Source organism: Streptomyces sp. NPDC094143, assembly GCF_040303825.1.
Lineage (GTDB): Bacteria > Actinomycetota > Actinomycetes > Streptomycetales > Streptomycetaceae > Streptomyces.
On the sequence record NZ_JBEOTZ010000014.1, the window covers coordinates 116,895 to 130,724 of the forward strand.

12 protein-coding genes and 2 pseudogenes are annotated in these 13,830 nt (G+C 73.6%); 7 read left to right on the forward strand and 7 right to left on the reverse strand.

Annotation, left to right across the window (positions count from 1 at the left end; all coding sequences use genetic code 11):
* Positions 1–45: 45 nt before the first annotated feature.
* Positions 46–723, reverse strand: a complete 678-nt coding sequence (locus ABTZ58_RS19665) for a PhzF family phenazine biosynthesis protein (protein ID WP_351357932.1) — start codon at positions 721–723, stop codon at positions 46–48.
* Positions 724–921: 198 nt separating this feature from the next.
* On the opposite strand from ABTZ58_RS19665, the pseudogene efeU reads away from it, so the two are divergent.
* Both efeU and ABTZ58_RS19675 read left to right on the forward strand, forming a co-directional pair.
* Positions 922–1,854: pseudogene (efeU, locus tag ABTZ58_RS19670) on the forward strand (iron uptake transporter permease EfeU); the annotation flags it as partial.
* Positions 1,817–2,809, forward strand: a complete 993-nt coding sequence (locus ABTZ58_RS19675) for an SCO2278 family lipoprotein (protein ID WP_351357938.1) — start codon at positions 1,817–1,819, stop codon at positions 2,807–2,809. The pseudogene efeU and the gene ABTZ58_RS19675, both read left to right, overlap by 38 nt.
* 15 nt (positions 2,810–2,824) lie before the next feature.
* Here ABTZ58_RS19675 and ABTZ58_RS19680 read toward each other — a convergent pair whose 3' ends face one another.
* Positions 2,825–3,556, reverse strand: coding sequence for a bifunctional DNA primase/polymerase (locus ABTZ58_RS19680; protein WP_309096342.1), 732 nt, complete (start codon positions 3,554–3,556; stop codon positions 2,825–2,827).
* Between the two features lie 229 nt (positions 3,557–3,785).
* Here ABTZ58_RS19680 and ABTZ58_RS19685 point away from each other — a divergent pair, with 229 nt between their 5' ends.
* Positions 3,786–4,643 (forward strand): glycerophosphodiester phosphodiesterase, encoded by an 858-nt coding sequence (locus ABTZ58_RS19685; RefSeq protein WP_351357941.1) that lies wholly within the window; start codon positions 3,786–3,788, stop codon positions 4,641–4,643.
* Here the strand turns inward: ABTZ58_RS19685 and ABTZ58_RS19690 are convergent.
* Complete coding sequence (locus tag ABTZ58_RS19690; RefSeq protein ID WP_351357944.1) at positions 4,622–5,269, reverse strand: TetR/AcrR family transcriptional regulator; 648 nt, start codon at positions 5,267–5,269, stop codon at positions 4,622–4,624. The two genes, ABTZ58_RS19685 and ABTZ58_RS19690, sit on opposite strands and share 22 nt — an antisense overlap.
* Before the next feature lie 105 nt (positions 5,270–5,374).
* Here ABTZ58_RS19690 and ABTZ58_RS19695 point away from each other — a divergent pair, with 105 nt between their 5' ends.
* Both ABTZ58_RS19695 and ABTZ58_RS19700 read left to right on the forward strand, forming a co-directional pair.
* Positions 5,375–5,581, forward strand: coding sequence for a DUF6243 family protein (locus ABTZ58_RS19695; protein ID WP_351357947.1), 207 nt, complete (start codon positions 5,375–5,377; stop codon positions 5,579–5,581).
* Positions 5,582–5,709: 128 nt separating this feature from the next.
* Complete coding sequence (locus ABTZ58_RS19700; RefSeq protein WP_351357950.1) at positions 5,710–7,155, forward strand: S28 family serine protease; 1,446 nt, start codon at positions 5,710–5,712, stop codon at positions 7,153–7,155.
* On the opposite strand, the gene ABTZ58_RS19705 is transcribed toward ABTZ58_RS19700, so the two are convergent.
* Complete coding sequence (locus ABTZ58_RS19705; protein WP_351357953.1) at positions 7,092–8,087, reverse strand: small ribosomal subunit Rsm22 family protein; 996 nt, start codon at positions 8,085–8,087, stop codon at positions 7,092–7,094. The two genes, ABTZ58_RS19700 and ABTZ58_RS19705, sit on opposite strands and share 64 nt — an antisense overlap.
* Before the next feature lie 207 nt (positions 8,088–8,294).
* Here ABTZ58_RS19705 and ABTZ58_RS19710 point away from each other — a divergent pair.
* Positions 8,295–8,539, forward strand: a pseudogene (locus ABTZ58_RS19710) (DNA-binding protein); the annotation flags it as partial.
* 36 nt (positions 8,540–8,575) lie between these two features.
* On the opposite strand, the gene ABTZ58_RS19715 reads toward ABTZ58_RS19710, so the two are convergent.
* Together ABTZ58_RS19715 and ABTZ58_RS19720 are read right to left on the reverse strand one after the other, a co-directional pair.
* Positions 8,576–9,751, reverse strand: coding sequence for a serine hydrolase domain-containing protein (locus ABTZ58_RS19715; protein WP_351357956.1), 1,176 nt, complete (start codon positions 9,749–9,751; stop codon positions 8,576–8,578).
* Positions 9,703–11,001: a multidrug effflux MFS transporter gene (locus ABTZ58_RS19720; RefSeq protein WP_351357959.1), complete on the reverse strand. Its 1,299-nt coding sequence runs from the start codon at positions 10,999–11,001 to the stop codon at positions 9,703–9,705. Before ABTZ58_RS19720 ends, ABTZ58_RS19715 begins: the two co-directional genes overlap by 49 nt.
* Positions 11,002–11,086: 85 nt before the next feature.
* On the opposite strand from ABTZ58_RS19720, the gene ABTZ58_RS19725 reads away from it, so the two are divergent.
* Positions 11,087–12,133, forward strand: a complete 1,047-nt coding sequence (locus tag ABTZ58_RS19725) for a Gfo/Idh/MocA family protein (RefSeq protein WP_309096349.1) — start codon at positions 11,087–11,089, stop codon at positions 12,131–12,133.
* Here the strand turns inward: ABTZ58_RS19725 and ABTZ58_RS19730 are convergent.
* The gene (locus ABTZ58_RS19730; RefSeq protein WP_351357962.1) at positions 12,120–13,760 is read right to left on the reverse strand and encodes an alkaline phosphatase D family protein; all 1,641 of its coding nucleotides are present in this window, start codon (positions 13,758–13,760) and stop codon (positions 12,120–12,122) included. The two genes, ABTZ58_RS19725 and ABTZ58_RS19730, sit on opposite strands and share 14 nt — an antisense overlap.
* Positions 13,761–13,830 lie beyond the last annotated feature (70 nt).

Below are 13,830 nucleotides of genomic sequence, written 5' to 3' on the forward strand. Positions count from 1 at the left end.
CCGCGCACACACGCTGTTCCACCGTACGGAGGCGCGCCGCCCGGGTCAGCGTTCGAGACGCACCCGGCCGCCGACCTCGGTCCAGCCGCCCGGCTGGGGCGCGGTGAGGATCTGGGAGCCCGCCCCCTGGGTGATGTTGAGGGCCCGGCCCAGCCGCTCGGTGAGCAGCAGGGCCGCCGCCCCGGTCGCCTCGTCCTCGTCGATGCCGTCGCCCCGGCCGGGGAAGGCCCGGGCCCGCACCCGCCCGGCGGGCTCGTCCTCCCACGCCCAGGCGTAGACCCTCCCCCACTGCCCGAACGGAGTGGGAGGTGCCCCCACCCCCGGCGGCGGCACGGGCAGGTCGTCGACCTCGGCGGCGCTGCCGTACTGCCGCAGGGTGCGCGGCGGCACCCAGTCGGCCCGCGCCTCGATCCAGCAGAACTCCCCGTCCTGCCGGGCCCCGGCCACCCCGGCGGGCGTCACCAGCTCGGGCACGTCGAGCAGCCAGGCCGCGCCCACGCAGGGGTGCCCGGCGAAGGGCAGCCGCAGGGTCGGCGTGTAGATGTCGATCACCCCCCGCTCGGGGTCGTCGACGAACACGGTCTCGCTGAACCCGAGCTTCGCGGCGAACGCCTGACGGTCGTCCGGACCGGGCAGCACGGACCCGTCCCGCACGACACCGAGTTCGTTGCCGTACCCACCGTTCGGCCCGCAGAAGACGCGGAGCACGTCGTAGTCAGTCACGGGGGCATTCAAGCACCGGCGGGCCGGCGGCCGGCGGGCCGCCCGCGACGGCGGCGGCACGACCGCTGCCCCCCGACGCGACCTTTGACCGTCCCTTGACTGCTCCATTCGGTTCGGCGCTCTTCGCCATCCCGCCGGGCGTCCGCGACCAGGACGACTGGTGGGGCCGGCCGCTGTTCTCCGAGGAGGCCTAGGCCCGTGTTCTCCAACTACCTGATCGGTCTGCGCGAGGGTCTGGAGGCGAGCCTGGTCGTCTGCATCCTGATCGCCTACCTCGTCAAGACCGGCCGCAGGGACGCGCTGAAAGCGATCTGGACGGGCATCGGCGTCGCCGTGGCGCTCGCGCTCGGCTTCGGCTGCGCCCTCGAATTCGGCTCCCAGGAGCTGACGTTCCAGGCGCAGGAGGCGCTCGGCGGCTCGCTGTCGATCCTCGCGGTCGGCCTGGTGACGTGGATGGTGTTCTGGATGCGCCGCACGGCCCGGCACCTGAGGTCGGAGCTGCACGGCAGGCTGGACGCGGCCCTGGCGATGGGCACGGGCGCGCTGGTCGCCACGGCGTTCCTGGCGGTCGGCCGGGAGGGCCTGGAGACGGCCCTGTTCGTCTGGGCGTCGGTCCACGCGGCGAGCGACGGCACGCCGCGCCCCCTGCTGGGCGTCGCCCTGGGCCTGCTGACGGCGGTCCTGCTGGGCTGGCTGTTCTACCGGGGCGCCCTGCGCATCGACTTGTCCAGGTTCTTCACCTGTACCGGCGCCATGCTGGTGGTGGTCGCGGCGGGTGTCCTGGCGTACGGCTTCCACGACCTCCAGGAGGCCGACTTCCTGCCCGGCCTCAACGACAAGGCCTTCGACATCTCCGGCACGATCCCTCCGGACAGCTGGTACGGCACGCTCCTGAAGGGCGTCCTCAACTTCCAGCCGGACCCGACGACCCTCCAAGTCACCGTCTGGATCCTGTACTTGGTCCCCACCCTGGCCCTCTTCCTCGCCCCGGCCAGGGTGCGGACGGAACCGGTGGGCGACCGGGCCTGACGCCGTACCCGCCGGAGGCACCCGGTAGGGTTCGCCTCCGGAAAGGGGAAGGTGAAGGAACCCGATGAGCAGGGATCGCGACCCTCGAACGCTCCGCAGGCCCGCCCGGAGCGCCCTCATAGCAACGTCGGTGACCGCTTTGTCGCTGACGACCGGCGGATGCGTCGTCGTGCACGGCGAACGGGAGATCCTCCCGTCCACCACCCGCGCCGAAGCCGCCGAGGCCCTCCGGCAGTTCACGACCGCGTACAACGAGGCCGACAAGGCCTACGACCCCGCCCTGGACGCCGACCACACCACGGGCGCCCTCGCCGACATCGACTCGGCCCGCCTGGAGGCCGGCAGGGCGAACAACCCGGGCGGCAACCCGAACCACACCCCCCTGAAGCTGACGGACGCGAAGTTCACCATCCCGAAGAAGGCCGGCTGGCCCCGCTGGTTCCTCGTCGACGCCGCCGGCAACAAGGGCGGCACCGCCCGCTGGCTCCTGGTGTTCACCCGCGGCAGCCTCGACGCCCCGTTCCAGGTGGCCTACCTGACGCTCGTCGCCCCGGGCAAGGTCCCGGAGTTCAGGAAGGACGCGGACGGCTGGGCCGAGGCCGTGCCGGCGAACTCGGCCGGGCTGGCCGCCGCTCCGGACGAGCTGAGCCGGAGCTACAGCACGTATCTGAGGAACGGCGGCGCCACCTTCTCGGACGGCCCGCACACCACGCAGTGGCGCGCCCTGCGCCAGAAGAACGCCAAGAAGCCGGGCCTGGTCACCCAGTACATCGACGAGCCGCTGACGAACGGCGACTACGCGCCGCTGGCCCTGCGCACCACGGACGGCGGGGCGCTGGTGTTCTTCACCACGCGCCACTACGAGAAGCAGACGGCCGCCGCGGGCACGACGGTCCCCGCCCCGAACAAGGACGTGCTCGCGCTGACCAAGGGTGAGATCAAGCAGTCCCTCCTGATGGAGTTCGTCTCCAACGAGGTGGCGCTGGCTCCCAGGGGCCAGGGCAAGGTGACGATCCTGGGCAGGATCCAGGGCCTGACGTCGGCGGAGGGCTCGTAGCGGCCGGGGAGGCGCTCAGTGCCGCAGGGGCCAGGCCGCCCGCTGGTCGGTGTCCTCACCGGCGTAACGGGCGCAGACCTCGGTGAGCACCTCCAGCAGGCTCAGCGGATCCGGCAGCGCGTGCTCGGGCCCGCGCACCCACCGCACCGACTGGTCCTCGCCGGGCAGCCGCGCCGGCGGTACGAGGACGTAGGAGCCGCGGCAGTGCCAGCGCAGCCCGGGGTGTTCGTCCATCGTCTCGGGGTGACAGTCCAGCTCGCACGGCCACCACTCGTCCTCGTCCTCGGGCGTACCGCGCGTGAGGGTGAAGAAGAGCATGCGCCCGTCGTCGCTCTCGGCGACCGGCCCGACCTCCACCCCCTCGGAGAGCAGCCGCTCCAACGCGACGCGACCGGCGTCGAGGGGCACGTCGAGGACGTCGTGCACCATGCCGGTCGCGGTGATGAAGTTGGCCTGCGGCTGATGGCGGGCCCAGCGCTCGATCTGGGCGCGCTCGGTGGTGGACTGCGTCTGCCAGGCGAAGGACACCGGGTGCCGGGCGGGGGTGGGACAGCCGACGCGGTCGCAGGAGCAGCGGTACCCGGCCGGGTGGGCGGCGGGCGCGAGGGGCAGTCCCGCGCCGGCGGCGGCGAGCAGCAGGGCCTCACGGCCGCCGTCCCCGGCGGTTTCCTTGGGCCGGCGCCCCGCGCGCAGCCACTGGGTGAGTTTGCCCTGCAGGCCGGTCCGGCCGCCGAACTCCGCGCTCATCTATCCCCTCGCCTCGCCGTCGTGCGGAACAGCATGCCCTAGTCTCCCATCTTCCCGCGCACCGGGGGGCCAGTGCCCACATCCGGGGCATGAGGGGCGAGACACGGACCGGTGGGGCGAGTAGCGCACGGATGGGCGAGGCATATGCCACGGGACGAAACGGTGCGCAGCACCGCCATCGGGTGTCATTGACCGCTTTGCCAGGACATGGCGCCCTACCGTGGTCACCATGGTCACAAGCATCGCGCTGACGGCCCTGGCCACCGCGGCGTCCGTGGTCTCGCTCGCCCTCACGGGCCCCGGCGGCCGCGCCCCGGCCCCGCTGGAGTGGGGCCGGGGCCCGCTGACCGTGGCGGCGCTCCCCCGGATCACCTACGTCGCCCACCGCGGCGGCGCCCGCGAGGTCCCGGAGAACAGCATGGCGGGCCTGATGGCGGCCTATGCACGCGGTACGGCGCAGGTGCTGGACTTCGACACCCGGCTGCTGCGCGACGGCACGCCGGTGGTGTTCCACGACGAGACGCTGAACCGCACGACCTTTCTGGGCGGCGCGGTGCGCGGCCTGGACGCGAAGGAGTGGCGGGGCGTGCGGCTGCGCCCGAAGGACCGGCTCCCCGGGAGCTGGCGGTCGGAGCGGCCGCCGACGGTCGCCGAGGTGCTGGACCGTTTCGGCGGCCGGATCGTGTTGATGCTGGAGGCCAAGGACCCGCGCGGCCTGGACCGGCTGGCCGCCCTGATCCGGGCCCGGGGCCTGACCCGCTCGGTGTTCGTGAACTCCAACGACCCCGAGGTGGCCCGGCGCGCACACCGCCTCGGCCTGCTCGCCCAGGTGTGGCGCTCGGCGGAGCAGCTGCGCACGGACCGCCCCGAGCGCTGGCGGTCGTTCGTGGATCTGCTGGACGTGGACCACCGGGCGCGCGACGCGGACCTGCTGCGGGCGGTGCGGTCGGGCATCCCGCGGGTGTGGGCGCACACGGTGGTGACGGACGCCCAGCGGGACCGGGTGCTGGCGCTGGGCTGCGACGGCGTCATCACGGACGCGCCGGGGCGGCTGGCCCGGGCCGCTCAGCGGGGCGCCAGGCCCTGAAGGGCGTAGTCGACGAGGGTGTCGGTGTACTCGTAGGAGATCGGGCCGGTGTGCTGGAGCCAGCGCTGGGCGAGCGGGGAGATGAAGAACTCCAGGGCGATGCGCAGATCGAGGCCCTCGCGGACCTGCCCGGCGGCCTGGGCGGCGCGCAGCCGGTCCATGTAGAGGTCGAGTGAGGGCTGCATCAGCTTGGCCACGAGCTCGCGCCCGAGCTGCTCGTCGACGACGCCCTCGGCGGCCAGCGCGCGGGACGGCGCCTCGAAGCGCGGGTCGCGCAGTTCGTCGACGGTGGCACGCAGGACGGCCTTGATGTCGGCGGCGACGTCCCCGGTGTCGGGGAAGACGTACGTCACCGGCCCCGAGGCCGCCTCCTGCTGGGACCGTTCGGCCAGGTCGAGGAAGGCCTCCATCAGCACGTCCGCCTTCGAGGACCACCACCGGTAGATGGTCTGCTTCCCGACGCCGGCGCGGGCGGCGATGCCCTCGATGGTGGTCTTCGGGTAGCCGACCTCGACGACGAGGGCGAGGGCGGCGTCGTAGATGGCGCGGCGGGACCTCTCGCTGCGCCGGGTGGAGTCGGGGGCGGACTTGCCGGGGGCGGGCTGGGCTGACTTCTGGGCGGCCATGGGCCGAATTTATCAGGTTGACAAGACGGAGCGTCTCGCGAACAGTGGGAGCGTGATTGCGAGACGAACCGTCTCGTTTCTTTGATGGTCAGGAAGGAGCCCGACATGGCCCGAGGTGGAGCCGGAAACATGTTGGGGGTCGGCGGTTCGCGCAAGAACCTCGGCCGTGAGGCCCTGCGGGGCGGCGGCCGGGGCGGCCGGGTCGGCGGCGGGCTCGATCCGCAGGCCCAGAAGCGCGAACTGCTGCGCAAGCTCCAGGAGAAGCGACAGCAGCGACGGCAGGAGGGCGATACGGCCGAGCCGTCGGCGTGAGCCTCCCCCGCCCGGGGGAGGGCATCCCCTCGCGGGCGGGATCCCTCCCGGGAGTCCGGCGGATGTACTGAGGCGGTCGCGGCGGCGCGACCGCCACCAGGCACCGCGGACACCCGGGAGGGATCCCCATGCGCATGTGGACGAGACGCAGGATGCTCACGGCGGCCGTCGCGACGGCGGGCCTCACCGCCTCGGCGGCGGTACCGGCGGCGCGTGCCGCACCCGCCGGGCACGTCCGGCACGCCGGGCACGTCGGGCACGTCGATGTCGCTGACGCCCTGCGGTCCCTGCCCGGACTGCGGCTGGTCGAGGAGCGGCAGGACGCCGAGCCCGGGTACCGGCACTTCGTCCTGGGCCTGCGCCAGCCGGTCGACCACACGGATCCCGCGGCCGGCACCTTCGAGCAGCGGCTCACCCTGCTCCACACGGCCGCCGGCCGCCCCACGGTGCTGTTCAGCACGGGCTACCACGCGGTCCTCACCCCGCGCCGGACCGAGCCCGCGCTCCTGCTCGGCGCCAACCAGCTCCAGGTGGAGCACCGCTGCTTCGGCACGTCACTGCCGCCCGGGCAGCCGGACTACGCACACCTGACGATCCGCCAGGCCGCCGGTGACCACCACCGCGTCGTGCGTCTCTTCCGCCGGCTCTATCCCGGCGCGTGGCTCTCCACCGGCGGCAGCAAGGGCGGCATGGCGACCGTCTACCACCGCCGGTTCCATCCCCGGGACGTGGACGGCACGGTGGTCTACTCGGCGCCGCACAACGTCGACGACCACGACGACTCCGCCTACCTGCGCTTTCTGGAGACGGTCGGCAGCGCTCCGGCCCGCGAGGCCGTCAAGGCCGCCCAGCGGCGGATGCTGCTCCGCAGGGCCGAGATGGTGGCCCGTTACGAGGCCTGGGCGTCCGCCACGGGCGACACCTTCCGCATCGTCGGCAGCGCCGACCGGGCCTTCGAAGTCGCCGTGCTGCGCGTGCTGTTCATGTTCTGGCAGCGCGCGACGCCGGCCGACCTCGCCACGATCCCCGGCCCGGGGGCGACGACCGACGAGCTGTACGGGTGGCTGGACACGTGGGCGGGACTGCCCCTGTACGCCGACGCGGCGGCCCGGCGGTACGTCCCGTACTGGTACCAGATCGGCACGCAGCTCGGGTACGGCGACGTCCCCACCGCCCACGTGGCGGACCTGCTGCGCCACCCCGGCGGAATCGAGGCGCGCGCCTTCGTCCCCCGGGAGGTCCCCATGGCCTTCGACAGCGCGGCCATGCCGGACATCGACCGCTGGGTCCGCCGGCACGGCAGCCGGCTGCTGTTCGTCTACGGAACCCAGGACCCGTCGGTGGCCGAGCACTTCCGCCCCGGGGGCGCGGACTCACGGGTGCTGTGGGTGCCGGGCGGCAACCACGGCGTGGACATCGCGGACCTCTCCCCCGCCGACCGGACGTGGGCGCAGGACGCGCTGGTGCGCTGGGGGGCCGGAGCCAGCTCACCCGGCAGGCCGCGGCCGGGTCACTCGGCGGGGCCGGGAGGCGGCCAGGGGTCCCCCCAGTCGGCGTCCCGGGCCGCCTTGTAGAGGTCGCCGTGGCGTTTGGTGACCGTGGCGCGGCGCAGGGACGGCTCCGTCTCGCACAGGTCCAGCAGGACCTGGCCCTTGCGGATCTGAGGGCGCCGGACGACTCGGGAGGGAGCCGGTCCGACGGGGAAGCGGGCGGCGGCTACGTAGCTGAACTTCTCGTCCTCGTAGGCCAGGGAGCCGCCCTTGACCTGACGGTGCAGGGAGGAGCGGCTGACCCGGGCGGAGAAGTGGCACCAGTCCGTGCCCGGGGGGATGGGGCAGGCGGCGCTGTGCGGGCAGGGAGCGGCGATCCGGAAGCCGGCGCCGATCAGGCGCTCGCGGGCCTCGATGACCCGGGCGTAGCCGGCGGGGGTGCCCGGTTCGACGATCACGACGGCCCGGGCGGCGGCCGCGGCGGCGTCGACGAGGGCGGTGCGGTCGGGGGCGGTCAGCTCGTTGAGGACGTAGGAGACCGTGACGAGATCAGTGCCCTCCAGGGAGAGCGCCGCTCCGATCCGGGAGCGCTGCCAGCGGACGTCGCGCAGGGCGGGCCGGGCCGCGGCGATCTCCCGGCCGAGGTCGAGGGCCGGCTCGGCCCAGTCGAGGACGGTGACGGGCCGCTCCCCCTCCCAGGTCGCGCTCACGGCCCAGGCCGCGGCGCCCGTGCCGCCGCCGACGTCGGTGTGCGATCCGGGCACCCATCCGGGCGCGGCCTCGGCGAACGCCTCCAGCGCCGACCGCACCGCCTCGAAGGTCGCGGGCATCCGGTAGGCGGCGTAGGCGGCGACGTCGGCCCGGTCCCGCAGGATCGGCGCGTCGGTCGGGGTGGCCCCCCGGTAGTTGCTGATCAGCCGCTCCACGGCCTGCGCGGCCTGCCGGGGCGGCAGCCCGTCGAGCAGACCGGCGAGGGAGGCGCGGAGGGAGTCGGCCGGAGGTACGGGGGCGTTCACCCGGCGATTCTACGAGGGCGCCGGGGGTGCGGGGCTCCCCGCCCGGCCCGCCGCCCGGCCCGCCGTCCGGCACCCACGCGTCGCTGAGCGTGCCTTTGGAATACCGACGAGGCCGGCGCGGATCGCGGCGCGGGAGCCAGGCGGGAACGGTTGTCTGCCGCGGCCGCCGTTCCGGTATGGCGGGACTCCGCATGCCGGGACAGCCGCGTGAGCGGTGTCCTCGTCCTGGACAGTGAGGGCCTGGATAAGGCTGTACAGCGTGATCGGGAGATCCACGAGTGGCTGACGGCGGCTCGCGATGCGGACCTGCCGGTGATCACGTCAGCCGCCGTGCTGGTCGAGGTGATCCATCCGAACCGAAGGTGAACGACGCCGCACGGAAGTGGCCCCTGTCCCGTCTGAGCGTCGAACCGGTGACCCACACCGTCGCGCAGTGGGCCGCCGCTCTGCTGTGATCCCCCGCGTGGTCGGGGCAGTTCCTCTCCCCCTCACCTCCCCCGCACAGCCCGGGCAACCCGCGTCCCCGCCGCTGCCCTCGGGGCGTTGTCCGGGCGTCTGCGGCGGGGGTGGACCGTGTTGGTGAGGAGGATCAGGAACGTGTCCGTGGCCGGGTCGAGGACCAGGGACGTGCCCGTGAAGCCCGTGTGGCCCGCCGCGCCGCGACCCGCGAGGTCGCCCATGAACCAGGGCTGGTCGAGGGTGAAGCCGAGGCCGGGCGGGGTGAAGAGGAGTTCGACGAAGTCGGGGCCGAGGATGCGGGCGGGGCCGTAGGAGCCGCCGGCCAGGAGGGCGCGGCAGAACACCGCGAGGTCGCGTCCCGTGGAGAACAGGCCCGCGTGGCCCGCCACTCCCCCGAGCGCCCAGGCGTTCTCGTCGTGCACCTCGCCCCGCAGCATGCCGCGGTCCGCCTTGGCCCAGGGCCGGCGCTGGTCCTCCGTCGCCGCGGCGCCCGGGCACGGCCCGAAGTCGGTCGCCGTCATCCCCAGCGGCCGGGTGATGCCGTCGTGGACCAGGACGTCGAGGGTGCGGCCGGTGAGGCGTTCCAGGACGTGCTGGAGGAGGAGCATGTTGAGGTCGGAGTAGCGGTAGGTGCCGGGCGCCCCGGCCGGCGCCTCCGCCTGGAGTGCCGCGAGGCGTTCGGCGTCGTCGGCGCAGTCGTACAGGGGGAGTTCGGGGCGCAGCCCGGACGTGTGGGTCAGGAGCTGGCGGACGGTGATGCCGTGCCGGGCCGCCGCCGTGAAGTCGGGCAGGTACGCGCCGACCTTCGCGTCGATGCCCAGCGTGCCGCGCTCGATCTGCTGCACGGCGGCGACCGAGGTGAACAGTTTGGTGAGGGACGCCAGGTCGAAGGGTGTGGCGACGGTCATCGGGACCCGCTCCCCGGGGGGCAGTTCCACGCCGGCGTCGGTGGCCTCGTCATAGGCCGCGTAACGGACGGCCCAGCCCGCGGCCTCCTCGACGGCGATCACCGGGCCGCGTCCGACGACCAGGACCGCGCCGGGTGCCCAGGGGCGCTGCCCGGTGGTGAGGACGTGGACCTCCCGGACGAGGTGACGCAGTTCCGCGGGGTCGAGTCCGGCCCGTTCCGGCGTGCCGTCGCGCAGTCTCGGTGCGCTCAGCTGTCCGCTCCCTCCACACTCGCGCGGGCCCTCCAGGGTCGGCACATTCCCATGAAGCAGGCCAGTGCCACCAGTGCGGCGGCCAGTTGGACGACGGCCATCGGGAGGGCGGTGTCCTCCCCGGCGACGCCGACCAGCGGGGACGCGATCGCCCCGATGAGGAAGGAGGTCGTGCCGAGCAGGGCGGAGGCGGAGCCCGCGGCGTGCCGGGTGCGCATCAGCGCGAGCGCCTGGGTGTTGGGCAGGGTGATGCCCATCGCCGACATCAGGACGAACAGCGCGACGGCCACGGGCGCGAGCCCGACCTCGCCGAACACGCCCAGCGACATCAGCAGCAGCGCGGTCGCGGCGGTGATCACGACCGCCAGGCCGATGCCCAGCACCCGGTCCAGGCTGACCCGGCCGACCAGGATCTTGCCGTTGATCTGGCCGACGACGACCAGTCCGACCGAGTTGACGCCGAACAGCAGGCTGAACGTCTGCGGGGAGGCGCCGTAGATCTCCTGGACGACGAACGGGGAGGCGGAGATGTAGGCGAAGAGGGCGGCGAAGGCGAAGCCGCCGGTGAGCATGTAGCCCGTGAAGGAGCGGTCGGCCAGCAGGGAACGCATCGCGCGCAGGGCCTCGCCGACGCCGCCGCTGTGCCGTTCGGCGGGCGGCAGGGTCTCGGGCAGCTTCGTCCAGACCAGGACGCCGATGAGGACGCCGACGACCGTGAGGACGGCGAACACGCCGCGCCAGTCCGTCACGCGCAGCACCTGCCCGCCGATCAGCGGCGCCACGATCGGGGCGACGCCGGAGATCAGCATGAGGGTGGAGAAGAAGCGGGCCATGGCCATGCCGTCGTAGAGGTCGCGGACGACGGCCCGGGCGATGACGATCGCGGCGGCGCCCGCGAGGCCCTGGGCGAGCCGGAAGGCGACGAGGGTCTCGACGGTGGGGGCGAGCGCGCACAGGACGGTGGCGACGACGAACACGGCGAGCCCGGCGAGGAGCGGGCGGCGGCGCCCCCAGCGGTCGCTCATCGGCCCGACGACGAGCTGCCCGAGGGCCATGCCGGCGAGGCAGGCGGTGAGGGTGAGCTGGACGGTCGCGGCGGGCGCGTGCAGGGAGCGGGTGACCTCGGGCAGCGACGGGAGGTACATGTCCATCGCCAGGGGCGGTACGGCGGTCAGGCTTCCGAGGAGGAAGGTGACCAGGAGCCCGGTGCGGCGGTGCGGTGTGAGGTCGGGGGCTGCCGTCCCGGTCGCGGCCCCCTGCGCGGTCTTCGATATGGACGCCCCACCCTCGGGCATGAGTCCCTCCCTCTTCGAGCCGATCGCCACCTATGCTCTCAGCTCGTACGGACTGCTAGGGGTCACGAGGCGGAGGCGGGCGGGAATGACGGTGGACACGGTGCGATGGGGGATCCTGGCGACCGGAGGGATCGCGGCCGCGTTCACCGCGGATCTGATCGACCTGCCGGACGCGGAGGTCGTGGCGGTGGCGTCGCGCTCGCAGGAGCCGGCGGAGGCGTTCGCGGAGCGGTTCGGGATACCCCGGGCCTACGGCGACTGGAACGCGCTCGCGCAGGACGGGGACATCGATGTCGTCTACGTCGCCACGCCGCACACGGCGCACCGGGCGGCGGCCGGTCTGTGTCTGGCGGCCGGGCGGCACGTGCTGTGCGAGAAGCCGTTCACGCTGAACCTGCGCGAGGCGGAGGAACTCGTCGCGCTGGCGCGGGAGCACGGGCGCTTCCTGATGGAGGCGATGTGGATGTACTGCAATCCGCTGGTGCGGCGGCTGAAGGCGCTGGTGGACGACGGGGCGATCGGCGAGGTGCGCAGCGTGCAGGCGGACTTCGGGCTGGCCGGTCCGTTCCCGCCCTCGCACCGGCTGCGCAACCCGGAGCTGGGCGGCGGCGCGCTGCTCGATCTGGGCGTGTACCCGGTGTCGTTCGCGCAGCTGCTGCTCGGTGAGCCGTCGGACATCGCGGCGCGAGCGGTGCTCTCGGAGGAGGGCGTCGATCTCCAGACGGCAGCGGTGCTCTCCTGGGAGAGCGGCGCTCTCGGCTCGGTGCACTGCTCCATCGTGGGCGGGACGGCGACCGCCGCCTCGGTCACCGGCTCCAAGGGCCGGATCGACATCCCGCACGGCTTCTTCTTCCCTGAGGGGTTCGTGCTGCACCGGGACGGCCGCGACGCCGAGGAGTTCACGGCCGACCCGGCCGACGGCCCGCGCAACAGCATGCGCCACGAGGCGCTGGAGGTCATGCGGGCCGTGCGCGCCGGCGAGACCGAGTCGCCGCTCGTCCCGCTCGACGGCACGCTCGCGGTGATGCGGACGCTCGACGCGATCCGGGACCGCGTCGGCGTCCGCTACCCCGGCGAGACCCCGGGTGAGACCCCGGACGAGGGCCGCACGGCGGAACTCACGCCGGCTTGAGCCCCTGGTCCCCCACCTCCGTCACGAAGGACGCTGCCGTCGTGACCGGCGCCCCCTGCCGGGTCACGTACGGCACGGTCTTGAAGTCGGCCCGCGCCGCCTCCCTTCCGAGTTCGACCGTGACGTAGCCGCGCCGGCCGTTGAAGAACTTCAGGTGCGGGTTGGCGGACATGTAGGTGTCCCAGGTCGCGGGCTTGTCGGCGCCGTCCCGGCCGCTGGAGATGGACGTCGCCACGATATCCGTGCCGAGCGTGGCGGAGGACGGGTCGTCGAAGTCGTCCTTGATGTCGAAGGCGTACGCGGAGTGCACGTCGCCGCTGAGCACCATCAGGTTCTCCACGCCGGCGGCCTTCGCGCCGTCCAGGACGCGGCGGCGGGAGGCGCTGTAGCCGTCCCAGGCGTCCATGGACACCCGGGAGGGGGTGGTGGCGTCCATGTTCCGGCGGGCGAACAGGACCTGCTGCGGTACGACGTTCCACAGCGCCCGCGAGGAGCGCCAGCCGTCGAGCAGCCACCGCTCCTGGCTGGCGCCGGTCATGGTGCGTGCCGGGTCGTCGGACTCGGGGCCGGGCACGTGCGCCTTGTCGCCGTAGGCCTGGTCGGAGCGGTACTGGCGGGTGTCCAGCACGTCGAACTGGGCGAGCCGGCCCCAGGTCAGGCGCCGGTAGAGCCGCATGTCCGGTCCGGCGGGGCGCTGCGGCCGGCGCAGGGGCTGGTTCTCCCAGTAGGCCCGGTAGGCGGAGGCGCGGCGCAGCAGGAACTCCTCCGGCGGGACGCTGTTCTCGGGGATGTCGCCGGCGTAGTTGTTCTCGGTCTCGTGGTCGTCCCAGGTGACGACGAAGGGGTGCGCGGCGTGTGCGGCGCTCAGGTCCGGGTCGGACTTGTAGAGGGCGTACCGCAGCCGGTAGTCCTCCAGGGTCAGGGTCTCGCGGGCGAACAGGGCCGGCAGGGTGCGGTCGGTGTACCTGCGCTGGCCGCCCGCCGCGTCGACGGCGTACTCGTAGAGGTAGTCGCCCAGGTGGAAGACGAGGTCGACGTCGTCGGCGGCGAGATGGGCGTACGGGGTGTAGTAGCCGTCGTGGTAGGCCTGGCAGGAGACGGCGGCGAGGGCGAGGGACGCCACGCGGCTGCCGGGGCCGGGGGCGGTGCGGGTGCGGCCGGTGGGGCTGATCCAGCGGCCCGTGCGGAAGCGGTAGTAGTAGACGCGGCCGGCCTCCAGGTGGCCCACCTCGACGTGGACGGTGTGGTGGAACTCGGGGTGCGCGGTGGCGGTGCCGCGCCGGGCGATGCGGCGGAACCGCTCGTCGTGGGCCAGCTCCCAGTGCACGGTGACGCGTTCGGCGGGCAGTCCGCTGTCGGCCTGGAACGGCACGGGCGCGAGGCGGGTCCACAGGATCACCGAGTCCGGCAGGGGGTCGCCCGAGGCGACGCCCAGCGTGAAGGGGTTCTCGGTGATGCGCGCGGCGTCGAGTTCGGCGGCGGCCGCGACTCCGGGGGTGGGCAGGTTGGTCGAGAAGGCCAGCGCGGCGGCGGCGCCGGTGGTGGTGAGGAAGCGGCGGCGGCCGATGTGGCGGGCCGCGGCGCGGAGTTCGGGGGCGTGCTGGGACGGGTGTGCTGCGGGTGTCATCCGGTCCTCCCCTGGCGAATGGCTGCAGGGGGCATTGGAGTGGCCGGGGACGACACCTGGTTGACACGTA

Coding starts and splice junctions, on each gene's coding strand:
- ABTZ58_RS19675 (WP_351357938.1), top strand. CDS start 1,817: ATGAGCAGGGATCGCGACCCTCGAACGCTCCGCAGGCCCGCCCGGAGC.
- ABTZ58_RS19680 (WP_309096342.1), bottom strand. CDS start 3,556: ATGAGCGCGGAGTTCGGCGGCCGGACCGGCCTGCAGGGCAAACTCACC.
- ABTZ58_RS19685 (WP_351357941.1), top strand. CDS start 3,786: ATGGTCACAAGCATCGCGCTGACGGCCCTGGCCACCGCGGCGTCCGTG.
- ABTZ58_RS19690 (WP_351357944.1), bottom strand. CDS start 5,269: ATGGCCGCCCAGAAGTCAGCCCAGCCCGCCCCCGGCAAGTCCGCCCCC.
- ABTZ58_RS19695 (WP_351357947.1), top strand. CDS start 5,375: ATGGCCCGAGGTGGAGCCGGAAACATGTTGGGGGTCGGCGGTTCGCGC.
- ABTZ58_RS19700 (WP_351357950.1), top strand. CDS start 5,710: ATGCGCATGTGGACGAGACGCAGGATGCTCACGGCGGCCGTCGCGACG.
- ABTZ58_RS19720 (WP_351357959.1), bottom strand. CDS start 11,001: ATGCCCGAGGGTGGGGCGTCCATATCGAAGACCGCGCAGGGGGCCGCG.
- ABTZ58_RS19725 (WP_309096349.1), top strand. CDS start 11,087: ATGACGGTGGACACGGTGCGATGGGGGATCCTGGCGACCGGAGGGATC.
- ABTZ58_RS19730 (WP_351357962.1), bottom strand. CDS start 13,760: ATGACACCCGCAGCACACCCGTCCCAGCACGCCCCCGAACTCCGCGCC.